Below are 24,083 nucleotides of genomic sequence, written 5' to 3'. Positions count from 1 at the left end.
TTGAACGAGATGTGAGTGACGGCACGGCGGTTCTGAAGTAAACCAGCCTGCATCGCGTAGCGCAGCCAATAAGAAGCTTTATTCCTTACCTCACCATAGGACGCGCAGACCAGCGGTTGCACCGATGCCGCAGTTGCCGCTTGTCTCGATGGACTGGCGGTAAGACACTTCTCCAAAAAGGGCGCTTCCGTTGGTCCAATCCAGAGCTCTGCCATAACCGATTTCAGCCCAGTTTCTGTCACCGCGCGAGGACAGTTCCGCACCGGAAACGGTGACGTTGGATACACTTGAGAGGTCATGGATTAAGTTTTGAAGTTGTAGTTGGCGATATAGCGCTCCCGCATGTCGATGGCCCCCCAATCGACCAGTGTCGCCTCTCGAAGGCGAACCCCCGTGTCAATCAGGTAAATGAACAGGTCGTAGGCCTTTGACCGTGCCGAGGCGTCGGGATATACAGCGTCTTTGGCGGCCCATATTCGCAAGGGGCATCAGACCAGCGCAACCCATTGCGATTGATGAAAATAATGCCGCTCAACACACGCCGATCATCAACCCTCGGCTTGCCATGGCTCTTTAGAAGGTAAGGCCGAAGACGCTCCATCTGTTCGTCTGTCACTCAGAATAGATTGCTCATGATATACCCCTGAAACAATGGGGCTTTACGCACGCAGCCGAGTTAGTGGCAACATATTCAATGGGTCCAGAACTAATTTGAGTTTATCATCTTCCGTTCACACGCGTTTTTTTTGAGCGTTTCTTTCATTCAGAAATTTCATCGTGTTTTTTAACCCTTGCCGCATGTGGTCTTCAAGGTGATCCAACATGGCATCCAAGCTGTTCCCTTGGGCAAGGTGGAGGTATTTGTCGTGGGAATCCCGGAGTGGACCGCCGCGCCCGTGCGCTTTTTGGTGCATAGCAAAGTAGAACTGGAGGTTAGGTTTTAGGCGCTCCCAGCTTTGCAGTAGAAGGTTATGCCCCGAAAGTTCATAGCACCATGAGTGAAGGTGCATTTCAGCCATGATCGCGCCGTAGGGATCGTTGTCCGAGATGCAGTCGCATAGCCTGTCGTTGCGCATTTGCAGGTCGGCGAGGCTCATGAGGTCACGTTTGTCCCAACAGAATTGAAACGCCATCTTCTCGAGTCCCGTTCGGAACGAATAGATTTCGTCCAGATCAATCGGATCCAGCGTACGAAGGAAAGTTCCGCGATAAGGAATGTAAACAAGAAGCCCAATCTCACTCAATTGAACCATCGCTTCGCGCAATGTAGCGCGGCTGACATCCAACTGAGCGGCGACCTGGGTTTCAAGCAGTTTTGCCCCGGGCTCCAGATCTCCGGTCAAGATTAACTTCTGCAGGCGCTCCAGCGTTCTGTCTTTCAGTGTATCGCCGGATTTCTCTGCGGATGCTGTTTGTCGTGTCATGTCGATCCCGTTGATAGAACACCCTGTGAATGGAAAGCGAGATTACTTCGTGAAGCCAGGATAGCCAGAAAATTAACCGCAGCTGAACTTCCATTTTCGGTAGGGTGTTCAACTGCAGCGACCTCATTTCAAGGTAGCCAACATTTGGAAAATTGTCGACAATTACTCGAATTGTCGACAATTGTAAAAACACGTAGTATCGTCGTATCAGGTGGGGATTCGAAAAGCTCCGAACCTTGGCTGCGACGACGAACCCATCGGCAAGAGATGATCACACGGTCTGGAACCGGAGTGACGCAACAGGTGAAAAGGGAGTTATACATGTTGTCGACCGGCATCCTCAAAAAGAGAATACATACCGGGCTTGCAGCGTTTGGCGCGGCCGCGCTTCTGGCCGGTGCCCCGGCTAAAGCGGAAGAGTTTCTGACAATCGGTACTGGCGGTGTCACCGGCATTTACTATGCCGTTGGCGGCGGCATTTGTCGGCTGGTCAATCAGAAACGCAAGGAACATGGCATTCGCTGCTCGGTCGAGAGCACGGGTGGTTCAGTTTACAACCTGCGCACTATGCGCGAGGGTGAGTTGGAAATGGGAATTGTCCAGTCCGACTGGCAGTTCCACGCCCTGAACGGGACCAGCCTGTTCGAAGAAGACGGGCCAGATTCCGAACTCCGCAGCTTGTTTTCGCTGCATCCTGATACGGTCATTATCGCCGCTCGCAAAGACACCGGCATTGAGTCCCTGGACGATCTCGGCGGTCGGACCATCAATTTGGGCAATCCTGGCTCCGGCACACGCGGCACCGCTGAAGTTCTCGTGGACGCTATGGGCTGGGACATGGATCACTTTGGACTGGTGACCGAACTGAAATCAGCAGAACAATCTTCGGCCTTGTGCGATAATACCATTGAAGCGTTTTTGATGGTCGCGGGTAACCCGGTGGCAAACGTTTTGGAAGCTGCCACAACATGCGATATCAACATCATTCCTGTTGACGGCGATGCAGTACAGACGCTGGTTGAGAGTAAGCCCTACTATGGGAACGTAACCATACCAGGCGGTCTTTACCGAGGCGTAGATGGAGATGTTCCGTCCTTTGGTCTTCCGTCCACTTTCGTGACCTCCTCAAATGTACCGGAAGAAACCGTGTATGTGATGGTCAAGGCGGTTTTTGACAACTTTGATGCCTTCAAGTCATTTCACCCGGCTTTTGCCAACCTCAAGAAAGAGGAAATGGTGATAAATGGGTTATCCGCACCAATGCATCCCGGCGCCGAGCGCTATTTCCGCGAAGTCGGGCTTCTTAACTAAACAAACAACCGAGGTGGCGGTTGCCGCCGCCTCTGCACCCTTTCAACAAAACGCCCACCTACGAGAAACAATATGAGCGAGCAAAGCCTGAGCCATTCCACTCACGACGCGCAGGAAGACGCGCGCAATCAAGACATTAAGATCTTTCTAAACGGAAAGATCGTGCCGCGAGGCGAGGCGGTGGTGTCCGTCTATGACTCTGGCTTCATGCTGGGCGATGGCATGTGGGAAGGGCTGAGGCTCTATAATGGCACGTGGGCGTTCTTCGACGAACACATGGACCGGTTTTTCAATAGCTGCAAAGCCGTTTCGATCGATGTTGGCATGACCAAGGACGAGGTCCTGCAAGCGCTGAATGAGACCGCTAAGGCCAACGGTATGACAACGGACGCGCATTGCCGGTTCATGGTGACACGCGGGCCAAAGGACAAGCCGTTTCAGCACCCCGGGTTATCTCGATCCGGACCTACGGTGGTTGCGATCATGGAACATTCGAAACCGGCAGACAGCCTAATGAACAAGGGCATTCGCCTGGCCACCGTGCCTCAGGTGCGCGGCCTGCCGATGAGCCAGGATGCTAAGTATAACAGTCACTCGAAACTGAACTGCGTTATCGCATGTCTGCAGGCTGAACAGGCTGGCGCGGATGAGGCCCTCATGCTGGATCCACTTGGGTTTGTGAACACCACAAATGCCTGCAACTTCTTCATTGTACGCCGCGGTGAGGTTTGGACCTCCACTGGAGACTACTGCATGAACGGGGTCACTCGCCAAAAGGTCATAGACCTGTGTAGGGCCAACGACATCCCGGTGTTCGAGAAGAATTACTCGCTTTATGAAGCGTATGGAGCCGACGAGGCCTTTTTGACGGGCACTTTCGGTGCGCAAACACCTGTCGCTTCAATTGACGGGAAAACGATCGGAGAACATGAAGGTGCTGGCCCGATGACACGTCGCCTACGCGAGCTCTACAAGGATCTCGTGAAACGAAGCACCCTGAAGGTTGCGAGTTGAGTTCATGGTAAAGATCGCGGCTTGCGCCTGAACCAACTGGCAGGCGCCCGAACGAGGCTCTTTGACGTTCAAAATCAAAAATCGCCGCAGCCATATGGATCGCAAGACAAACCTTGCACGGCCTGGTCTGAACTGGGCCGAAGCCAGCAGCGTTGATGGCGAGCAATTCAAGCTTGAAGCATTCTGTCGGCTCGCAATCTCACCGGACCCGAAGAACACACCGTTTTTTCAGTTCATCGAAAACCCATTGTTGAATTCGGCGCAATCCAGCGTCACCCTGATCGGCCTGCGGACGAGGATTGTTTTCCAAGGAAGGTCTGTCCAATTTTTCTTGGCAGGCGGCGCATGGAGTAGAGTTTTCGCCGCCCAGATGGATGATTCTTGGGTTCAGACGCGTGCCAAAATGTGCATTTTCGGTTATTTGGCATTTTTTGTCATAAAAATGAATGAAAATTCAATTAGTTATCTTCGCCTACGGGAAACCCCCAATTTCTGAATACAGGTCGATTCGTTAGGGTTAATGCATCCAAAGAATTACTGCGGACAATACCACTTTTCCCCGATGAGGGGCTGGCTACTTACCCCCTCGGCCGGCCCCTCAACCGCCTTCCCAAATCCCCCTGCCAGCAAACTTTTCCCCTATCCCTGCAATGCCTCCAGGACGAGTGCGGGTAGTTTGTGCGCGTCATCATAGCTGAACCTGTGTGGGATCTCTTCCACCGGAGTTTTTCGGTAGCCTTCCGAAAACAAAAGAAAGGGCACGTTTGCACGACGCGCAGTTTCGGCATCCACTTCGCTGTCTCCGACATAGAGCCGGGGTCCGGCGCTGGCGACCGCGTTGAAACTTGCCTCAAGGTGCGCGGGGTCTGGTTTGCGAACAGGCAGTGTATCGCCGCCAAACACTGTATCGAAGTGATGTGCCAGATCCAGTGCGTCCAGGATATGACGGGCGGGTGCCTCAGGTTTATTCGTGCATACGCCCAGAACGCAGCCCATTTTGCGCAGTTGCGCCAGCGCCTGTGGGACGCCCGCGTAGGGAATTGTTTTGTCGCTGGAGGCGGCAGAGTAGTGGGCCAGCGTCAGTTTGGTCAATTCGCCGTGGCGCTCTATCGGCAGGTCGTGATGGTGGATCATGCGTTCGACCAGTTTTGGCAGACCGTTGCCCACAAATTGCTTGATCGTGCTTTCCGGCAACGGGGCGACGCCAATATCCAGCAATGTCCGGTTGGCGGCCGCTGCAATGTCCGGAAGGCTGTCTACCAGTGTTCCATCCAGGTCGAACATGATTGTTGCGGTCATCGGTTTCCCCGTCGGTTAATGCATGTGAGCCAGACCTAACCTGCATGAAATCTTTGCGCAATCACCCCACATTCGCGGTTTCCATCGAATAGGGTTGACATACCTGACTAAATTAATCAGATTAACGGAAAGACCCCCTCAGCCAACCCAGTTCGGGTCAGCCATATTGTTGAAAGCGCGAACAAATTAAGGCCCTTCGCCCGAGAACCTACTGGAGTTGTCCTGATGAATGTGCAGACCCCGAATCCCAGCCAGTCCTATGCGGTGTCCATGCTTCCGGCACATAAGGCCGAAGATCTGACCAAGGGTGGCAACCTGGCCCATATCGAACTGGGCGATCAACTTTATACCCTGCGTATCACACGCGCCGGCAAGCTGATCCTGACGAAATGAGCACGCATTCCTCTCGCGGTGGCGCTGCGGTTGGGCGTCTGTCCGACCTTAGCCCAATCGAAGCCGGTGCTGTGATGTATCTGCGATTATGGAGCGAAAGTCCCGAGGCCCGTGCGGATGCTGCAAGCGATTTCGAAATTGCGCTTGGCCTGGATCAGGGGCGGGCTGCAGTGATGACGCTAGATCGTCTGTGCGGGCTGTGTGCCCACCACAGCCGCCGTCCCTTGGTACGGCATGGGCTTGGCTGTTCCTGCCTTGGTGCAGACGAAAACTGTTTTGCCCAGATGATCGCTGCCGCTTCGGAAGGTGCGCGTGAAGACGCGATGATGATGGCAACGCTGATCGTACGACCAGACTTTGCCCCGGCACTGGCGTCACTGTCCGAAGAGATGGGTATGGTGCTGCGCCGGATGACCGCGTCAATACCCCTGCCGACGACAGGGCATAAATCCCCCTCGGCCATGCTGCACTAAGCGGCTGGCGACTTCAAAACCCCGGCCTGTCAGAGCCGGGGTTTTTTGTTTCAGCAACACCCACAGCCCGCGTGGTGGTGGTCATGATCGCAGACCGAGGTGGGGGCGTAATCGCCGACCTCGGATAGGACCTTGCGTAATGCCCATAGGATCATGTCGACATCTTCAGCCTCAATCGTCAAAGGCGGGCGAATTTTCAGGATGTTGTCCTTGGGTCCTTCGCTGCCGATCAGGATACGGTGATCGCGCATCCGGTTTTTGACATAATTGCAGATTTCGGTGCCTTCGGATCCGTCCGGATTGATCAGTTCTACGCCCAGAAACAAGCCCATACCGCGCACGTCACCGACACAGCCGAAATCAGCCTCAATCTGTCGGAGCCCATCCATCAGGCGCGTGCCCATGTCACGGGCATTGTCCTGCAGCCCCTCGTCATCGACAATGTCCAGCACCTCCTTGCCGGTCCGGCAGGACAGGGTAGAGCCGCCAAAAGTCGAAAAGAACTCGATCCCGTTGTTGAAGCTGTCTGCGATGGCTTTGGTCGTGACCAGTACGCCCAGCGGATGGCCGTTGCCGATGGGTTTCCCCATAACAACGATATCCGGCAGCGCGCCCTGGTGTTCAAAGCCGAAATAGTAGTCGCCAAGGCGACCAAGGCCCGTCTGCACCTCGTCAGCAATGCAAACACCTCCTGCTGCACGGATTTTTTCGTAGACGGCTGACAGGTACCCCTTGGGTGGAATGATCTGGCCGCCGACCGAGGGGAAGGTCTCGGCGATGAAGCCAGCCAACCCCTGGCCTTTGGCCTGCAACGCGGCAATAGCCGGATCAACCAGATCGGCAAACTTCTGTGACCGATCGGGATCGTCGCGTCCGAACGAGCCACGATAGTCATCAGCCACCTCGACCAGCTCGACCCAATCGGCCTGGCCAATGCCGCCGGGTTTGTTGAACTTGTAGGCAGAGACCGCCACTGCCGCGTTGGTATTACCGTGATAGCCATGATCCGGCGTCACGATCCCTTTGGCCCCGGTATGCGCCCGTGCCAGTCGTAGGGCCAACTCGTTGGCTTCCGTGCCTGAGTTTACGAAGAAGCAGACTTCGAAATGGTCGGGCAGCTTGGACAGAATCTTGTCGGCAAACGCAGTCTGAGCGGGGTGCAGGTAGCGGGTGTTCGAATTCATCCGCTTAAGCTGGTCGGCTGCCACGGCCTGAATGCGCGGGTGTGCATGACCCACATGAGGGACGTTGTTATAGGCATCCAGATAGGGGCGGCCCCATTCGTCGAACAGATGATGCTTCCACCCGCGCACCAGCATGACCGGATCATCGTAGGTCAGGGACAGGTTGCCACCGAAATGGTCATGCCGCCCTTGCAGGATCGCTTGCTTGTCGGTCGGGCGATAGAACACCTTGTCGTCCGGCAGATTCAACAACGCTGCCGGATTTGGACAGACGGCGTGCCACAGCTCCATTTCGTCAGGATCACCAACGCCGGGCCAGTCGTTTTGCATGCCATTGGTTGTCAGGGCCAGTTGAAAGTGCACATGCGGAGCCCAGCCGCCGTTTTGCGTAGCATCCCCCAATCGCGCAAAAGCCGCGCCCTGCGCCACAGGATCGCCCGGTTTCAGTCGGTCGCAGACTTCGGGGTCGAGATGACCGTAGAGTGTATAGAACGGATCGCCCTCGGGTGTTTCATGATGCAGGATCACGACGCCGCCATAGTCCAGATGCGCGTCACGGTTTTCGACCGCTTCGACCCGACCGCTCATCGGGGAATTCAACACGGTTCCGGCTGGGGCGAACACATCCACCGCCAAATGCACTGTCCGTCGGTCAGAGGCTTTCCACGGCCCTTTGCGGAACGCTGGCTCGGCATAGATCAGGCGCGGTTCGTTGTAGTAGCCCAGCCAGAGCCCCTCACCGAATTCCTCACCGACACGCGCGGCTTCATCCAGAGGCATGTGGAACGGGTTCTGGGGCCAAGTTGAATTCTCGACCGAAAGCGATCCCATCGGAACATCGCTCAGGTCCTGTTCGAACATCTGCGCGAATTGACCGCGATGTTCGGACAGATAGGCGTGGATACGTTCGGCCCCGTCGGTTACCGGCAACCCGCAGGCGGCGCGCAGCCGGGCGAGCATCAAGCCGCCATTCACCCTGTCGTTTTCCAAAAACCGCCAAGCGGGGGCCTGACTGATGGTCACATAAGGGTCGTCCGGATTGTCCGCCGCCATCAGGGTCGAATTTACCACGGACACGGCCAGCCGCATCCGCAGCAGCGGCCAGATCAAATCGACCTCGTCAGCACGCAGACGATTGGCGGCGTGATAGCCGCGGACCAACGCCGTCAATGCCGGCTCGGGTTTTGGGTGGTCCAGGACGATATACGCCCCGGCTATCGCCAGATCGCAAATACGCGGTGCGGCGCACATGTCGCCCAGGTCGATCAAGCCAGAGACGGTTTGCCGCTGACCCAGTTCACCGTCGACCAATATATTGTAGTCGTTGGCATCATTGTGGATCGCTTGCTTCGGCAGGCCCGCCAGAGAGCCCGAGATCGCATCGAATTCAACGCAAATCTCTGACAACATTGCCTGCCGCGCAGGGTCGGCAATGGCATCCAACTTGTCCGAAATCCAGCCCGCCTGCGTCAGGTCCCATTTGAAATCCGCGCGGTGTAGCCCGTCGTGAGTAAACCGTTCCAGTGCCCGGTCGGTTGCGCCTAGAACGCGGCCCAGTTTCAGGATCAGTTCCTCGGATTTCGGCGCAGCCTTGGCATAGCATTGGCCGGGCAGGCATTCGAGCAACCAAACCAGTCGCGGCTGCCCATCCTGATCAGAGATTTCCGGAAGTAGCGCGCCGCTGACATCAGGGTGCACATCGGGGAAGGGCAAGCCCGGAGCCTCGACAGCGATGTGTTTCAGCGCCTTGATCTGCAGATCAATGAACTCTGCCTCGCAATCCGCACGCATGACTTTCAGCACATAGTCCAGACCATTGGTGGCCCTGACCAGAAAGTTGAGGTCATATTCGCCGTCCAGCCGGTTCAGTTTGGCCTCAAGCCCCCAATGGATGCGCAGGGCGTGGGTCCAGAATTCGGTCAACTCGGTCATCAGTGCGACGGTCCTTTAATCCAGCGCGCGCAGGCGTTTGATCAGCGAGGATGTGTCCCAGCGTCCGCCGCCCAGTTTCTGAACGTCCTTGTAAAACTGATCGACCAGAGCGGTCACAGGCAGCGAAGCCCCTGTTTCATTGGCCGTATCCAGACAGATTCCAAGATCCTTGCGCATCCAGTCCACGGCAAACCCATGGTCGAAATGATCATCCAGCATCGTCTCGTACCGGTTCGCCATCTGCCAACTGCCTGCCGCGCCCTGACTGATCACTTCGACGACCGAACGGCCGTCCAGCCCTGCTTTCTCGGCAAAGTGCAACGCTTCGCTGAGGCCCTGCACCAGTCCGGCAATGGCGATCTGGTTGCACATCTTGGTCATCTGACCTGCACCGCTGTCGCCGATGCGACGGCAAATCTTGGAATAGACCTGCATGATCGGTTCCGCCACGTCATACGCCGCCTTATCCCCGCCGCACATGATCGACAGAACCGCATTTTCTGCCCCTGCCTGACCGCCCGAGATCGGAGCGTCCACAAAAGCGATGCCTTTTGTTTGCCCAGCTTCGTACAACTCGCGTGTCACACTAGCCGAAACAGTGGTGTGATCAACAAAGGTCGCCCCATTGGACATGCCACTGAATGCGCCGTCTTCACCTGTACAAACCATCCGTAGGTCGTCGTCATTACCGACACAGGCCATGACAAAATCTGCACCCTGCGCGGCCTCTCGGGGCGTCGTCGCCATGGCGCCACCATGTTGGGCGGCCCAAGCTTCGGCCTTAGTGGCGGTGCGGTTGTAAACGGTCACCTCATGACCTGCGGCCTGCAAGTGACCGGCCATGGGATAGCCCATGACGCCCAGGCCCAGAAACGCGACTTTTGCCATTTGGAGATCCTCTCTGCTGTCCGGTACCCGTTTCTTTCACCGGGCCGGATTGTTTAGCAGAGACAAAGCAAAGCTGCGTCCAAAGGGCAACCCCGCGTCACGCTTTGCCGCCCAAATCCCGTAGGATTGGGCAATCGGGTCTGTCGTCCCCTGCGCAAGCGTCGATCAGATGGCTCAGAGTGTCCCGCATGGCGTTCAGGTCAGCGATCTTGGCTTCGATCTGAGCCATATGCGCGCGGGCCACCTTTTTGACATCGGCGCTGGCACGAGTTTCGTCCTCGTACAATGCCATCAGCGTCCGGCAATCCTCGATCGTGAATCCTAAGGCGCGGGCGCGGCCCAGAAAATTCAGTTTGTGCACGTCCTGACTGCGAAATCTGCGGTATCCGTTGTCATCGCGTAGCGGTTTCACCAAACCGATATCTTCATAGTACCGAATTGTTTTTGCGGGCAGACCTGTCTGGTTTGAAACATCGCCGATATTCATGAGGTCACCGTTTGTGTTGAATGGTCTTGCGGGGCGTCAGGCAGGCTGGCGCGGACGCGTCGCAGGCGCAGCGCATTCGAGACGACAAAGACGCTGGACAATGCCATGGCCCCTGCGGCAAGGGCCGGGGACAGAAGGTGGCCGCCAAACGGGTAAAGAACTCCCGCAGCAACCGGGATAAGCAGGATGTTGTAACCAAACGCCCAGCCTAGGTTCTGCTTGATGTTGCGCATGGTTCTGCGGCTGATCTCGACCGCGTTTGCGACACCGCGCAGATCACCCGACATCAGCACCACATCCGCAGTTTCAATCGCTACATCGGTGCCGGTTCCGATGGCGATTCCGATATCCGCCGAAGCCAACGCTGGGGCATCGTTGATGCCATCCCCGACAAAGGCCAGTGCGCCGAACGTGTCGCGCAGAGTATTGATCGCGGCAAGCTTACCATCGGGCAGCACTTCGGCCGTGACATGATCTATGCCCAGCTTGTCCGCCAGCGCCTGCGCCGTCCGGGCGTTGTCGCCTGTCACAATCGCCAAAGTTAGCCCCATTTCGTGCAACCGCCCAAGCGCCTGCACAGTGCCGGGCTTGATCGGGTCCGCGACCGCAAGCATTGCAGCGGCCTGACCGTCGATGGCTACAAACAAAGGGGTTGCGCCTTCTTCGGCGCGCTGGTTGGCCTCGGCCATCAGGTCCCTGACGGTTATGTCGTTCTGCTCCATCAATCTGGCCGAACCGATCAGCAGCTTATGCCCCTCGACCACAGCCCGAACACCCAGCCCTGTGAGCGAGTCAAATTCGGATACCTCAGGCAATTCAGATGGTCCGGCACGAGTGATGGCAGTGGCAACGGGATGCTCTGACCGTGCCTCTACGGCGGCCGCCAAACGCAGAACACTGTCGCGGTCAAAGCCGTTTGCGGTCGTAACGCTCTCCAGTTCCGGCCGGCCCAGCGTGAGTGTCCCGGTCTTGTCCAGCGCGACCACCTTGGCTTGCTGCAACTGCTGCAACGCATCGCCTTTGCGGAACAGCACGCCCAATTCTGCCGCGCGGCCGGTGCCGACCATGATTGAGGTTGGTGTCGCAAGGCCCATGGCGCAGGGGCAGGCGATAATCAGAACCGAGACGCCGGCGACCAGCGCCAATGGCAAAGCCGGTTCCGGGCCGACGAACATCCAAATGGCGATCGTAAAAAGCGCAACCCCAATAACCACAGGAACAAACCTTGCAGTGATCCGGTCGACCAGCCCCTGGATCGGCAGCTTCGCTCCCTGCGCCTGTTCGACCATGTGGATGACTTGCGCCAACACCGTATCGGCACCAACGCGCGTTGCGCGTACCCGCAGCGCTCCGGTGCCATTCACCGTACCACCGACGACCTGATCTGATGGCGACTTGCCGACCGGTATCGGTTCGCCGGTGATCATGCTTTCGTCCACATAAGAGGTACCGTCCAGAACTTCGGCATCCACGGGAACCCGTTCGCCCGGGCGGATCTGCAGGGTATCGCCTACTGTTATGTCAGCGATGGGCCTGTCTATGAAGTTCCCGTCCTGTTCGACCCGTGCCGTTTTGGGCTGCAATCCGACCAGCTTGCGGATTGCGGCCCCGGTCCGGCCTTTGGCGCGCGCTTCCATGACCCGGCCCAGCAGTATGAGAACCACGATGACCGAGGCGGCCTCGAAATACACATTGGCGCTACCCTGCGGCAGGATCTGCGGGGCGAAGGTTGCGGTGACGGAAAACAAATAGGCGGCCCCCGTTCCTAAGGCGACCAGCGCGTTCATATCGGGCGATCCGCGCATCAGTGACGGAATACCCTTGGCGTAGAACACGCGCCCGGGGCCAATCAGTATGGCCGAGGTCAGTGCGAACTGGATGAGGTGGCTGGTTTGCGTGCCGATCGTGGTCTGGACCCAATGGTGGAAGGCCGGGATCATATGCCCGCCCATTTCCAGAATGAATACAGGCAGTGCCAATACCGCTGCGAAGATCGTCGTGCGGGTCAGCGCATGCGCTTCGTCGGATTTCGTGTGGTCTGTTTGGTCAGCCGTCATGCTGTCTGCCACGCGCGCAGGGTATCCCGCTGCCTCAGACAAACTGGCCAGCTTTTGCGGGTCGGTGGCCCCGTCGATAAACGTGACCACAGCGGTTTCGGTCGCAAGATTGACTTGTGCGTCGACGACCGCAGGATCAGCGGTCAGCGCGTTCTCGATCTTTGCCACGCACGAGGCGCAGGTCATCCCGCCAATTTTCAGGGTCGTCTGCTTGCTGGCCGCCGGGTACCCGGCATTGCTCAGGGCGTCAGTCAGTGCGTTGATCGGCCCGGTATGTGTGACCTGCGCCGTTTCGGTCGCAAAGTTGACCGAGGCGTCGGTCACTTCTGGCACCGATTGCAATGCGGCTTCTACACGCCCCACGCAGGACGCGCAGGACATGCCCGAGATTTTAAGTTGTGTTGTTTGCGGCGTAGCCATGCGACTCGTCCCGATGTGTTATCTGCCCTCCAAATGGGGGTTCCAGTCACGGGAAGGTCAAGAGGTATCGCGGATTTTCTTTTTTTCAACCCGCGCGTTGGCGTCACCTGTTCGCAAACATTTCTAGCAAGAGAGAGTTGTAGGTATCCGGCGGCGGCGATCTGACGGCCTCGGGGGAGGCAAAGAACGCAAGCGACACTGCGGCCGTGGTCAGCGCGATGCCTACAAGAATGAAACCGGCCATATTCAATGAAAATCGCGACATGGGCAAAGTCCTAGTTCGAGAGGTTCGTCCGGCGCTGTTGGGTCAGGACTGTTTTGCCAGCTCTTGCTTCAACCTGTCGTTTTCGGCCTGAAGTTGCGCCAATTGCTGCCCTAGAGAGTTCAGATGTGGACGAAGCTCGGCCTCGGTAAAGCGGGGCGTGATGTGGCGCGGGCAGTTCCAGTCCAGCGCTTCGACCCGGATGATGACGGCGCGTTCAGCCGGGGCATCGGCACCGTCAGGATATAGGCTGGTCGTGGCATCTTCGCCCTCGGTGAACGCGACCCGGCCAAGGATTTTCAGGCGCCGCCGATTGGCGTAATCCATCAGGATCATTGCAACCCGGTCATTTCCGTCCAGGTTACCGCGCGAGATATACTGTTTGTTGCCCGAAAAGTCGGCATAACCGATTGTCTGCGGTCCCAGAACTTTGAGAAACCCGGTCGGTCCGCCACGGTATTGCACATATGGCCAACCCGTTTCGGACACGGTGGATTGATAGAACCCATCCCGCGCTTCGATAAAGGCCTTTTCAGGCTCGCCGATTTCATGACCTTGCTGCGGGCCACTTTCGATGAATTTGGCATAGGTCTTGGCAGATCCCATCCGTTCCTGATGGGCTCGGACGGCAGGTGTGAAGGTCAGTTCGGAAAAGGCGCGGGGCATGAGTATTCCTTTCAAAGTCCCAGATCGGACAGGCTGGGGTGATCGTCGGGACGGGGGCCTTGCGGCCAGAAAAACAGACGTTCGGTTTCCGCAATCGGCAGGTCGTTCAGCGACGCGTGCCGTTCGGCCATTCGACCATCTTCGGCAAATTGCCAGTTTTCGTTGCCATAAGACCGGAACCACTGGCCGCTGTCGTCACGCCATTCATAAGCATAACGAACCGCAATGCGGTCACCGGAATAGGCCCACAACTCTTTGGTCAACCGATAGTCCAGTTCCTTGTGCCACTTGCGTGTCAGAAAGGCATGGATGTCTGCATGGCCGCTTAGGAATTCTGCCCGATTTCTCCACTGGCTGTCTTCGGTATAGGCCGGGGTCACGACATCCGCATCACGGCTGTTCCAGGCGTTTTCTGCCAATCGCACTTTTTGCGTTGCGGTTTCCAGGGTGAACGGGGGCAGCGGAGGACGGTTCATGCGCGGGTCTTTCAGGTCAGAGAAGCCGCCATCAAGGCGATGGTCAAAAGAAGGGGGATGTACTGGTGCGAGAGAGGTCTGGTGCGGGGTCTCATATGTTCGCTCCTAAATTTACTGATCGGTACACTGTGCCGTGAATGTGTACAGATCGGTAACCTTTTTCAAGTGTTGAGTTGGATTTATTTGAACTAACATTTTTCGTCTCCTAAGGAGAGTAAGTGAAAACAGCAGGTTAGGTTGTGTCTGTTGCAGCCATCGCTGCAGTGTATTATGTACCGATCAGTACATACAGGAGCTGACAGATGCGCCCGAACAAACGTGACGAGCTGGTCCGCAAGGCATTGCAGGTCTTCTATCGTGACGGATTTCACGTCACCGGCATGGACAAGTTAGTGGTCGAGACGGGCGTGTCGAAAACGTCGATGTACAAACATTTCCGTACCAAGGAAGAGCTGATCCTGGCGGCTTTACAGTTGCGGGATGAGAACTTTCGCAAATGGTTCCTGCAACGCGTAGATGAGCTAGCCGATACACCTGCCGAACGGCTGATCGCCAGTTTTGATGTGCTGGGCGAATGGTTCAAGGAGGACAGCTTTCGCGGATGCATGTTCATCAAAGCGGGCGCAGAGTATCAGGAACAAGATCACCCGATCCATGTGCAAGCAGCCGAACACAAGCATCTGATGCTCGAATTTCTCACCGATCTGGCCCGCAAGGCAGGCGCACGTGATCCCGAGGCATTGGGATGCCAGCTGCTGCTCTTGCAAGAGGGCGCAATCGTCACGGCCGTTCTGGTAAAAAGCTGCGATCCTGCGCGAGATGCAAAGGCAGCGGCACAGGTTCTGCTGGATAATGCCCTGGCTTGACCGGGTTTAAACCTGTGAACGTAAGGTCTTGTACGAAAAAGACGTTGCGTAGCAATCCGGTAGATGGGTTGGTTTGCGCGATGCCCAACGCTACCCTTATCGAAATTCGATTTGGGAGAAACCTATATGTCGCTATTCAAGCCAACCGCCAACTGGGTCACTGACGAACATCAGATGTTTGCCGAAATGGCAAACCGGTTCATGGACGACGAACTTGTACCCAATATCGAACGCTGGAACCAAAACGGCATGGTCGATCGCGAATTCTGGAACAAGGCCGGGGATATGGGTTTGATGGCCGGCGCTATTGCCGAGGAATATGGTGGCGTAGGCGGTGGGATTGGATTTGACGCGGTCACGATGTACGGGCAAGCCGCACGCGGTGACTCGGGTTGGGGTTTTGGAATTCAGTCGATTGTTGTCCATTACCTGAACGCCTATGGCAGCGAGGATCAAAAGCACAAATGGCTGCCTCGTTTGGCATCCGGTGAAATGGTTGGCGCTTTGGCCATGACCGAGCCCGGAACAGGTTCGGACGTTCAGTCCGTTCGCACCACCGCAGACAAGGACGGAAATTCCTATCGCCTGAACGGATCCAAGATCTTTATCACCAACGGCCAATCCGCCGATTTGATTCTGGTGGCTGCAAAGACGGATAAATCGCAAGGGTCCAAGGGCGTATCGCTGATCGCAGTAGAAACCGAAGGCGCAGAAGGATTTCGCCGGGGTCGTAACCTCAAGAAATTGGGGATGAAGGCCAACGATACTGCCGAGCTGTTCTTTGAAGACGTCAAGGTTCCGATGACGAACCTGATCGGACCAGAAGAAGGCCAGGGCTTCTATCAGATGATGAAGCAACTGCCCTGGGAGCGCCTGACCATCGGCATCATGGCGTTGGGCGCGATCGACTTCGCAATTGCCGAGACAGTGCGTTATACGCAGGAACGCAAGGCCTTTGGCCAACGCGTTATGGACTTTCAGAACACGCGTTTCAAATTGGCTGAGTGCAAAACCAAAGCCGAAGTTCTGCGCAGTTTCGTCAATGACTGCATCGCACAACTTGAGGCGGGCACGTTGGATGCGGCGACGGCCTCGATGGTGAAATATTGGGGTTCAGAAGTGCAGAACGAGATCATGCACGAATGCCTTCAGCTGTTCGGTGGGTACGGGTTCATGATGGAATACCCGATCGCTCGGCTTTATGCGGATGCGCGGGTGCAGATGATCTATGGCGGCACCAACGAGATCATGAAAGAATTGATCGCCCGCTCGCTGGATAAGTAACGCACCCAAAGGGCTCCCGCCTGTTGTCAACGTTTTTGGAAAACGTCTCCTCCCGTTGGGTCGGGCAGGTGCGGGCGCAGCCCGCACCTGCCCGACCCCTCTGCCGTCCGCAGGACGCAAGGCCGGAGGCTGCGCAGTTTGGGATCAGAATTGGCCAACCTGACCTTGGAGCCATATCCGAAACGACCGTAGCGGTTCGGATTCCGGCCGTGACTGCGGCCAGACCAAAAAGAATTGCCCAAGGCTGATGCGGGGTCCGTTCCATGCGGGAACCAACCTTTTGGTTTTCAGTTCGTCTTCAATCAGATAGCTGGGCAATAGCGCCGCTCCCAACCCGTGGATCGTGGCCTGCACCATAGTCGAGAACTGATCGAACAGCATTCCCCGCATCCCTGATACGTCACGCCCTTGTGCCGCAAACCATCGCTCCCAAGCGTCCGGTCGAGTCTCTAGATGCAGCAGGGGAGCCGTCATTAGCCAGCTCAAGTCCTGCTCCTGATCTGGCAATAGGTCCGGAGCGCAGACCGGAACCACATCTTCACGCATGATCGGCAGGTAGTTGACGCCCGGCCAGTTCTTTTGGCCGAAGTGGATGGCGGCATCAAAATGTTCGGTCTCGAAGTCAAACGGCTTGAGGCATGTGCTCAGGTTCACAGTCACTTCGGGGTGGCGACGGGCAAAATCCTGCAGGCGTGGTGCCAGCCAGTGCATTCCAAAGGCGGGCAGGATGGACAGGTTCAGCGACCCGCCTGTTGGGTTGGCCTTCAGTTTCAGTGACGCCTGCGCAATCTGGTTCAGCGCTGTGCGCGCCACCTGAACATAATCTTTCGCGGCGGAGGTCAGGTGCAATCGCATTTGATTGCGCTGGATAAGCGCGACACCCAGTTGTTCCTCCATGGACTTCAGCTGTCGGCTGATCGCGCTTTGGGTTAGCGACAGCTCCTCGGCTGCAGCCGAGGCACTGCCGAGGCGATCAACCGCCTCCAATGCCAGAAGAGAGGGGATCGAGGGAAGAAACCGACGGGGCGCAATCATATGACTAATCCTCATACCTTTCACACGGAATATCACTGGCAATTGCAGCGCGCCAGCCCGATACAGAGGTGTGGATTCCAGCGTGGATGTGGACCAATGAACCTGACGACCAGTATTAAAGAGTTTCAGCCCGCCGACCGGTTGAATGGCATTGAGCTGTCAGAGATCGTTCGTATCTCAGAGCAGGCCGCGCGTCTTCGCGCGCAGGGTGCCGACGTGATTGCGCTCAGCACAGGTGAGCCTGATTTCCCAACGCCGCCGCATGTTGTTAAGGCGGCCCACCGCGCAGCTATTGACGGGCAGACGCGATACCCCGCAACGGCAGGAACGCCCGCCTTGCGATCAGCGATTGCGACTGAGGCTGGCGCGCGCCCCGAAAATGTAATCGTTTCGACGGGTGCCAAGCAGGTTTTGTCCTCCGCAATGATGGCAACTCTGAACCCTGGTGATGAAGTGATTATGGCTGCTCCATTCTGGACAAGCTATGCGGATATGGTCAGTTTGGCTGGCGGTGTCCCCGTAGTCGTCCGCTGTCCGGCGACGCAGAAATTCAAACTGACGCCGGATCAGTTGGAGGCCGCGATCACCCCGCGCACGCGTTGGCTGCTGCTGAACTCGCCGTCCAATCCGACCGGCGCGGTCTATTCCAAGGCGGAATTGCAGGCGCTGGGCGCGGTATTGCAAAACTATTCTCAGGTCTGGGTGATTTCTGACGAGATTTATCAACACCTGTCTTTTGTGCCTTTCACGCCCTTTGTGCTGGCCGTTCCCGAATTGGCGGAACGAACGTTGATCGTAAACGGCGTGTCCAAGGCCTATTCCATGACCGGCTGGCGCATCGGGTGGGGAATTGGCCCTGCTGAGTTGATCAACGCGATGGTTGCCGTGCAGGGGCAAATCACGTCGGGGGCGTGTTCGATTGCCCAGGCTGCAGCATTGGAGGCCATCAACGGGCCGCAAGGCTTGCTGGCAGAACGCCGTCGGGAAATGCGAGAGCGCCGCGATCTGGTTGTCGAAGGGCTAAACGCCGCTGGTCTGGAATGTGCCGTGCCGGATGGCGCGTTTTACGTCTTTCCCAAAACTCATGCGAAAATGCCCACAGACCATGAATTCTGTCGCTATCTGCTGGATGAGGCGGGCGTGGCGCTGGTGCCGGGGCGCGCGTTTGGGATGCCGGGGCATTTGCGGCTTTCTTTTGCCTATGCCACCGAAAGCCTGCAAGAAGGTATGCGCCGTATCGCGGACGCTACCGCCAAGTTGTAACTAAGTAAGACCGGAAGACACCCAATGGATCGCGCCCAGATCGTTCACGAGAATTTCCTGACCCGGGTCGCCAAGCGCGACTTCCCCGAAGGCGCAAGCCCGAGGCCGGGGCTAAGCGGAACCGATGCGGTGTCGCTGTTCCGGTCACAGGTCCTTAGCCGTGCATTGGACCGGACCAGCCGGGCCATGCAGAAGGCGGGGCAGGGGTTTTACACCATCGGATCATCCGGCCACGAAGGGATGGCAGCCGTGGCGCATGCATTGCGTCCGACCGATATTGCCTTTCTTCACTACCGCGACGCGGCGTTCCAGATCGCCCGGGCCGAGCAGGTGCCGGGCCAGCAAATTGCGTGGGACATGTTGCTGAGCTTTGCCTGCTCGAAAGAGGATCCGACCTCGGGCGGGCGGCATAAGGTTTTGGGTTCAAAGGCGCTGACCATCCCGCCGCAAACCTCGACCATCGCCAGCCATCTGCCCAAGGCTGTGGGTGCTGCTTATTCGTTAGGCGCCGCGCGGAGACGCGATCCTGAACACCGTGAACTGCCCTTGGACGGGATTACGATGTGTTCCTTCGGGGATGCCTCGGCCAACCACTCCACCGCGCAGGGCGCGATCAACACCGCAGGCTGGACCAGCGTGCAGTCGACGCCTTTGCCGCTGTTGTTTGTGTGTGAGGATAACGGGATTGGAATCTCGGTCAAAACGCCCAAGGGTTGGATACAGGCGTCGATGGAGCATCGCCCCGGGATCAAGTACTTTCAGGCCAACGGTCTGGATATCTACGAGACCTACGCAGTGTCCAAGGAAGCCGCCGAGTATGTCCGCTCCCGCCGCAAACCTGCCTTCCTGCACCTGAAAACCGTCCGCCTTTACGGACACGCAGGCGCTGATGTGCCGACTACATACCTACCAAAATCCGAAGTGGAGGCGGACGAGGCCAACGATCCCCTGCTGCACTCGGTGCGCTTGCTGGAACAGGCCGGGGCGTTGGCGCCGGAGCAGGCGTTGAAAAACTACGAAGATACCTGCGCCCGCACGGACCGCATCGCGGCGGAGGCCGCAACCCGCCCGCATCTGGCCAATGCGTCCGAGGTTATGGCCAGCCTGATCCCGCCAAAGCGGATCTGTAAGCCCACCAACGGTCCCAGTACCGAAGCGCGCGCCAAGGCCTTTGGCGGCGACATGCGGGCAATGGATGATCCGCAACCCATGAGCCGTCTGATCAACTGGGCGCTGACCGATCTGATGCTGGAACACGGCGAGGTCGTCTGTATGGGCGAAGATGTCGGCCGCAAGGGCGGCGTCTATGGCGTGACCCAGAAACTGCAGCAACGCTTTGGCCCGGACCGGGTGATCGACACGCTGTTGGATGAGCAGTCCATTCTGGGACTGGCCATTGGCATGGGGCATAACGGGTTCATTCCGATCCCCGAAATCCAGTTTCTGGCCTATCTGCACAATGCCGAGGACCAGATCAGGGGCGAGGCCGCGACCCTGCCCTTTTTCTCGAACGGGCAGTTCACTAACCCGATGGTTCTGCGCATCGCGGGGCTTGGGTATCAGAAAGGGTTCGGCGGCCATTTCCACAATGACAACTCGCTGGCTGTCCTGCGCGACATTCCCGGCGTGATCATTGCATGCCCGTCGACAGGCGCAGATGCGGCTAAGATGCTGCGCGAATGCGTACGGCTGGCGCGCGAAGAACAGCGGGTCGTGGTCTTTCTGGAACCTATTGCCCTTTATCCGATGCGCGATCTGCACGATGCAAAGGACGCAGGTTGGATGACGGCGTACCCGTCGCCTGACCAGAGTATCGCGCTGGGTGAGGTTGGCGTGCATGGCGAGGGTAAAGATCTGGCCATGGTCACTTATGGAAACGGGCATTACCTGTCGAAACAGGCTCTGCCCGAGTTGGAGGCAGCGGGCGTGAAAACCCGTATCATCGACATGCGCTGGCTGGCACCTCTCCCGATTGAGGCTCTGCGTCAGGCCACAAAGGGTTGCAAACACGTCCTGATCGTCGACGAGTGCCGCCGTACTGGCAGCCAGTCCGAGGCGCTGATGACCTTTTTCACCGAAAACAGTCCCTCTACCCCTAGCGCGCGCGTCGTGGCCGAAGATTGTTTTATCGCCACTGGCCCCGCTTATGCTGCTCCGCTGCCGTCGAAAGAGGGGATTCTCGCCGCTGCGCTAAAACTGACGGGGGGCCGCTCATGACCCGCACAGCTGTCGTGATCTGCCCCGGTCGGGGTACATACAACAAGCCCGAGCTTGGCTATCTGCATCGCCACCACGCGCAGCGGACTGCGATGTTTAGGCGCTTCGACGCGATACGTGCCGAAGCAGGGCAAGAGGCCGTTACTGCATTGGATGGCGCAGCGCGGTTCACAGTTTCCAAGTATTCAAAAGGCGACATTGCCTCACCGCTCATCTACGCAGCTTCGCTGGCGGACGCGCAATCGCAGGCCGATGATATCGAAGTGGTCGCGGTCACCGGGAACTCGATGGGGTGGTACATTGCATTGGCCGCTGCCGGGGCGTTGTCGCCTGAGGACGGGTTTCGCGTCGTGAACACGATGGGAACACTGATGCAGGATCACCTGATCGGCGGTCAATTGGTTTACCCCTATGTTGCCGATGATTGGGCGGACGACGCCGCGCGCAAGACCGAGCTGTTGGCAGATGTGGCGCGCATCAACGCAATTCAGGATCATGATCTTGCTTTGTCCATTGAACTGGGCGGAATGCTGGTTCTGGCAGGCAATGAAATGGGGCTGAAGGCGTTCGAGGCGTCGCAACCCGCCGTGCAGGACCGTTTCCCGATGCGTCTGCCAAACCATGCCGCGTTTCACACATCCTTGCAGGCACCGGTCGCTGCCGAAGGGCGTGCGCGTTTGGGAGCGGACTTGTTCGGACAGCCTGAACGCCCCCTGATCGACGGTCGCGGAAAGGTTTGGTGGCCGGGTGCGACGGATACGCATGCGCTTTGGGATTATACCCTGGGCCACCAAGTGACCGAACCCTATGACTTTACCCGTGCGATCCAGACCGCCGCGCATGAGTTCGCGCCAGACGTGTTCATTGTTACCGGCCCCGGTGCGACCTTAGGTGGCGCAGTGGCGCAATCTCTTGTTCTGGCGAACTGGCGGGGCATGGGTAACAAGGCTGATTTTCAAGCGAAACAGGATGCGCAACCCTTCCTGATCGCCATGGGGCGCGAGGATCAAAGAGCGCTTGCAACCGGCTGACACTGCCCTGATGATCCGCGCAATTTCAAGGAGCGCGACATGAGCGACCACAACCAGTCCCTTTGGCTGAACACATGCCGTGAACATGTCGAACCCAGTGTTTCGACCGGTGATTTCACTGTTGATCTGGCGGTGATCGGTGGTGGTTATACCGGCTGTTCTGCGGCGCTGACCGCGGCCAAGGCTGGTGCTTCGGTCTGTCTGCTTGAGGCGCATGACATCGGTCACGGTGGCTCGGGCCGCAATGTCGGGCTGGCGAATGCGGGGCTGTGGTTGCCGCCCGCTGAGATTCGCGCGCATCTGGGTGACATGGTTGGGGATCGGCTGGTTGACCTTTTGGCTGCTGCTCCATCAGAGGTGTTCAGCCTGATCGACCAGCATGGGATAGACTGTGAACCTGTGCGCAACGGAACTCTGCACTGTGCGCATTCGGCTGCGGGCCTCCGGGACCTGCAGGTCCGCCATGCGCAACTCAGCGCTGCTGGCGCACCGGTTGAGTTGCTGTCTGCAGAACTGACAGCCCAACGCACCGGCAGTGCGGCCTTTGGTGGCGCCCTGTTCGATCCGCGCGCCGGAACCATCCAGCCATTGGCATATGTGCGTGGATTGGCGCGTGCCGGGGTTGAGGCTGGCGCGTTAGTTTCCACGCAAGACCCGGTTCAGTCCATGCAGCAAATGGATGGAATCTGGGTGTTGAAGACTGCTCGGCGCACGGTGCGCGCCAAATGGGTCATTCAGGCGACCAATGCCTATCACCGTGATCTGACCGCATCGGCCCCCGCTTATGTACCAGTCTATTATTTCCAATATGCCACGGCCCCATTGTCGGACAATCTGCGCGCTAGCGTTTTGCCGGGGGATGAGGGGTGCTGGGACACAGACCTGATCATGACCTCGTTCCGAATGGATCAAGAGGGGCGGTTTATCATCGGTGCCATGGGTGATCTGGATCAAGCAGGCGGCGGGATTCACAAGAGCTGGATCAAGCGCAAACTGGCACAGCTGTATCCGCAACTGGCCGATCAGCCATTGGTCGAAGGGTGGCATGGCCGCATCGCCATGACGTCGGACCACATCCCGAAGATTACGCAGATCGGTCCCAATGCTCTGTCCGTTCATGGATTTTCGGGGCGTGGAATCGGGCCAGGCACTGTCTTTGGCCGCCTTGTTGCCCAAAGTCTGTTGCAGGACGATCCAAGCCTTTTGCCGGTGCCCGCAGTCCCAGAGTATCAGGAAAAGTGGATAGGGCTACGCCGCGCCTATTTTGAAACCGGCGCGGCGCTGACTCATTTTGTAAAAGCGCGGTTCTGACCTCAGACCGCGCGGGTGATGCCGCCATCAACCCGGATGTTTTGACCGGTGATATAGCCGCCGCCTTCTGACGCAAGCATCGCCACGACCGAGGCGATCTCGTCATAGCTGCGTCCATAGCGGCCCATCGGGATGCGCGCGCGGAATTCCTCTTTCTCTGGCAGGCTGTCGATGAACCCTGGCAAGACGTTGTTCATCCGGATGTTGTCAGCCGCGTAATGATCCGAGAACAGCTTGGTGAAAGCGGCCAAACCTGCGCGGAACACGCCCGAGGTTGGGAAGACAGGGTCGGGCTCGAACGCGGCGAAGGTCGAAATGTTGATGATCGATCCACCACCTTGCTTCTGCATAATAGGTGTCACCAGCCGGGTTGGTCTGACGGCGTTCAGGAAATAGACGTCCATACCGGTGTGCCAATCCTCGTCCGTCAGCTCCAGCACTGGCGCGCGCGGTCCGTGACCGGCCGAGTTGACCAGCACGTCGATGCGCCCCCAATGGGACATCGCGGTGTCGACCAGTTTTTGCAGATCATCCGTCGACTGGTTTGACCCGGTCACGCCAACACCACCCAGTTCGTGCGCCAGTGCCTCACCCTTGCCAGAAGACGACAGGATGCCGACCTTAAATCCATCTGCGGCCAGACGTCGGGCTGAATCTGCGCCCATTCCGCTGCCGCCCGCTGTTATCAGCGCCACTTTGGTCATGTGATTTCTCCATTCATTGATGGCATGAAGATGGGCTTTGGCGATCTGATTGACCAATCAGTTCTGCTGGCCTTATGATGTAGAAA

The 24,083-nt window shown here is 57.7% G+C and carries 23 protein-coding genes and 1 pseudogene; 11 read left to right on the top strand and 13 right to left on the bottom strand.

Annotation, left to right across the window (positions count from 1 at the left end):
- Positions 1 to 302: 302 nt before the first annotated feature.
- From AC2FI9_RS15790 to AC2FI9_RS15780, 3 genes and pseudogenes are all read right to left on the bottom strand, one after another.
- A complete protein-coding gene (locus AC2FI9_RS15790) occupies positions 303 to 482 on the bottom strand; it encodes a hypothetical protein (RefSeq protein WP_496768955.1) in 180 nt (59 codons plus the stop codon).
- Positions 452 to 601: pseudogene (locus AC2FI9_RS15785) on the bottom strand (transposase); the annotation flags it as partial. The gene AC2FI9_RS15790 and the pseudogene AC2FI9_RS15785, both read right to left, overlap by 31 nt.
- A 130-nt stretch (positions 602 to 731) precedes the next feature.
- A complete protein-coding gene (locus tag AC2FI9_RS15780) occupies positions 732 to 1,424 on the bottom strand; it encodes a GntR family transcriptional regulator (RefSeq protein ID WP_496768928.1) in 693 nt (230 codons plus the stop codon).
- A gap of 321 nt (positions 1,425 to 1,745) precedes the next feature.
- Here AC2FI9_RS15780 and AC2FI9_RS15775 point away from each other — a divergent pair, with 321 nt between their 5' ends.
- The 3 genes from AC2FI9_RS15775 (at position 1,746) to AC2FI9_RS15765 (ending at position 4,245) form a co-directional block, all read left to right on the top strand.
- A complete protein-coding gene (locus AC2FI9_RS15775; protein WP_496768952.1) occupies positions 1,746 to 2,735 on the top strand; it encodes a TAXI family TRAP transporter solute-binding subunit in 990 nt (329 codons plus the stop codon).
- 72 nt (positions 2,736 to 2,807) lie between these two features.
- Complete coding sequence (locus AC2FI9_RS15770) at positions 2,808 to 3,749, top strand: D-amino acid aminotransferase (protein ID WP_496768926.1); 942 nt, start codon at positions 2,808 to 2,810, stop codon at positions 3,747 to 3,749.
- A 94-nt stretch (positions 3,750 to 3,843) separates the two neighbouring features.
- Entirely contained in the window at positions 3,844 to 4,245 is a 402-nt protein-coding gene (locus AC2FI9_RS15765; protein WP_496768924.1) for a hypothetical protein, read from the top strand.
- A 143-nt stretch (positions 4,246 to 4,388) separates the two neighbouring features.
- Here AC2FI9_RS15765 and gph read toward each other — a convergent pair whose 3' ends face one another.
- Entirely contained in the window at positions 4,389 to 5,048 is a 660-nt protein-coding gene (gene gph, locus AC2FI9_RS15760; protein ID WP_496768922.1) for a phosphoglycolate phosphatase, read from the bottom strand.
- Positions 5,049 to 5,273: 225 nt separating this feature from the next.
- On the opposite strand from gph, the gene hemP reads away from it, so the two are divergent.
- Both hemP and AC2FI9_RS15750 read left to right on the top strand, forming a co-directional pair.
- On the top strand, positions 5,274 to 5,441 hold the full coding sequence (gene hemP / locus AC2FI9_RS15755; protein ID WP_081894606.1) for a hemin uptake protein HemP: 168 nt from the start codon (positions 5,274 to 5,276) through the stop codon (positions 5,439 to 5,441).
- Positions 5,438 to 5,914, top strand: a complete 477-nt coding sequence (locus AC2FI9_RS15750; RefSeq protein WP_496768920.1) for a hypothetical protein — start codon at positions 5,438 to 5,440, stop codon at positions 5,912 to 5,914. Before hemP ends, AC2FI9_RS15750 begins: the two co-directional genes overlap by 4 nt.
- Positions 5,915 to 5,964: 50 nt before the next feature.
- On the opposite strand, the gene AC2FI9_RS15745 is transcribed toward AC2FI9_RS15750, so the two are convergent.
- The 7 genes from AC2FI9_RS15745 to AC2FI9_RS15715 all read right to left on the bottom strand — a co-directional run bounded on the left by AC2FI9_RS15745 (position 5,965) and on the right by AC2FI9_RS15715 (position 14,286).
- Positions 5,965 to 9,030, bottom strand: a complete 3,066-nt coding sequence (locus AC2FI9_RS15745) for an aminotransferase class III-fold pyridoxal phosphate-dependent enzyme (protein ID WP_496768918.1) — start codon at positions 9,028 to 9,030, stop codon at positions 5,965 to 5,967.
- A 15-nt stretch (positions 9,031 to 9,045) separates the two neighbouring features.
- Positions 9,046 to 9,918, bottom strand: coding sequence for an NAD(P)-dependent oxidoreductase (locus tag AC2FI9_RS15740; protein ID WP_496768917.1), 873 nt, complete (start codon positions 9,916 to 9,918; stop codon positions 9,046 to 9,048).
- A 97-nt stretch (positions 9,919 to 10,015) separates the two neighbouring features.
- The gene (gene cueR / locus AC2FI9_RS15735) at positions 10,016 to 10,405 is read right to left on the bottom strand and encodes a Cu(I)-responsive transcriptional regulator (protein ID WP_058278380.1); all 390 of its coding nucleotides are present in this window, start codon (positions 10,403 to 10,405) and stop codon (positions 10,016 to 10,018) included.
- Positions 10,402 to 12,882, bottom strand: coding sequence for a heavy metal translocating P-type ATPase (locus AC2FI9_RS15730; protein WP_496768915.1), 2,481 nt, complete (start codon positions 12,880 to 12,882; stop codon positions 10,402 to 10,404). Before AC2FI9_RS15730 ends, cueR begins: the two co-directional genes overlap by 4 nt.
- Before the next feature lie 103 nt (positions 12,883 to 12,985).
- Entirely contained in the window at positions 12,986 to 13,147 is a 162-nt protein-coding gene (locus AC2FI9_RS15725; RefSeq protein ID WP_496725357.1) for a hypothetical protein, read from the bottom strand.
- A gap of 42 nt (positions 13,148 to 13,189) precedes the next feature.
- Positions 13,190 to 13,810, bottom strand: coding sequence for a pyridoxamine 5'-phosphate oxidase family protein (locus AC2FI9_RS15720; protein WP_058275310.1), 621 nt, complete (start codon positions 13,808 to 13,810; stop codon positions 13,190 to 13,192).
- An 11-nt stretch (positions 13,811 to 13,821) separates the two neighbouring features.
- Complete coding sequence (locus AC2FI9_RS15715) at positions 13,822 to 14,286, bottom strand: nuclear transport factor 2 family protein (RefSeq protein ID WP_496725361.1); 465 nt, start codon at positions 14,284 to 14,286, stop codon at positions 13,822 to 13,824.
- 302 nt (positions 14,287 to 14,588) lie between these two features.
- On the opposite strand from AC2FI9_RS15715, the gene AC2FI9_RS15710 reads away from it, so the two are divergent.
- Positions 14,589 to 15,152, top strand: a complete 564-nt coding sequence (locus AC2FI9_RS15710; RefSeq protein WP_496768913.1) for a TetR/AcrR family transcriptional regulator — start codon at positions 14,589 to 14,591, stop codon at positions 15,150 to 15,152.
- A gap of 126 nt (positions 15,153 to 15,278) precedes the next feature.
- Entirely contained in the window at positions 15,279 to 16,436 is a 1,158-nt protein-coding gene (locus AC2FI9_RS15705; RefSeq protein ID WP_108859173.1) for an acyl-CoA dehydrogenase family protein, read from the top strand.
- Between the two features lie 144 nt (positions 16,437 to 16,580).
- Here AC2FI9_RS15705 and AC2FI9_RS15700 read toward each other — a convergent pair whose 3' ends face one another.
- A complete protein-coding gene (locus AC2FI9_RS15700) occupies positions 16,581 to 17,471 on the bottom strand; it encodes a LysR substrate-binding domain-containing protein (RefSeq protein WP_496768909.1) in 891 nt (296 codons plus the stop codon).
- 96 nt (positions 17,472 to 17,567) lie between these two features.
- Between AC2FI9_RS15700 and AC2FI9_RS15695 the strand changes: the two genes are divergently transcribed.
- From AC2FI9_RS15695 to AC2FI9_RS15680, 4 genes are read left to right on the top strand one after another with little or no spacing between them, the layout of a single operon-like run.
- Positions 17,568 to 18,734 (top strand): pyridoxal phosphate-dependent aminotransferase, encoded by a 1,167-nt coding sequence (locus AC2FI9_RS15695; RefSeq protein WP_496768907.1) that lies wholly within the window; start codon positions 17,568 to 17,570, stop codon positions 18,732 to 18,734.
- A 24-nt stretch (positions 18,735 to 18,758) separates the two neighbouring features.
- Positions 18,759 to 20,951 carry a dehydrogenase E1 component subunit alpha/beta gene (locus AC2FI9_RS15690; protein WP_496768905.1) on the top strand — a complete coding sequence of 731 codons (2,193 nt, stop codon included), beginning with the start codon at positions 18,759 to 18,761 and terminating at the stop codon, positions 20,949 to 20,951.
- Positions 20,948 to 21,982 carry an ACP S-malonyltransferase gene (locus tag AC2FI9_RS15685; protein WP_496768903.1) on the top strand — a complete coding sequence of 345 codons (1,035 nt, stop codon included), beginning with the start codon at positions 20,948 to 20,950 and terminating at the stop codon, positions 21,980 to 21,982. The genes AC2FI9_RS15690 and AC2FI9_RS15685 overlap by 4 nt, the downstream gene beginning before the upstream one ends.
- Positions 21,983 to 22,021: 39 nt before the next feature.
- Positions 22,022 to 23,293, top strand: coding sequence for an NAD(P)/FAD-dependent oxidoreductase (locus AC2FI9_RS15680; RefSeq protein ID WP_496768899.1), 1,272 nt, complete (start codon positions 22,022 to 22,024; stop codon positions 23,291 to 23,293).
- A 2-nt stretch (positions 23,294 to 23,295) separates the two neighbouring features.
- Here the strand turns inward: AC2FI9_RS15680 and AC2FI9_RS15675 are convergent, their stop codons facing one another.
- Positions 23,296 to 23,997 (bottom strand): SDR family oxidoreductase, encoded by a 702-nt coding sequence (locus tag AC2FI9_RS15675; protein WP_496696479.1) that lies wholly within the window; start codon positions 23,995 to 23,997, stop codon positions 23,296 to 23,298.
- Positions 23,998 to 24,083 lie beyond the last annotated feature (86 nt).

Source organism: Ruegeria sp. CDSA246, assembly GCF_059611225.1.
The sequence above is the reverse complement of the archived record's forward strand: the minus strand, read 5'-3'. Positions and strand labels throughout refer to the sequence as shown.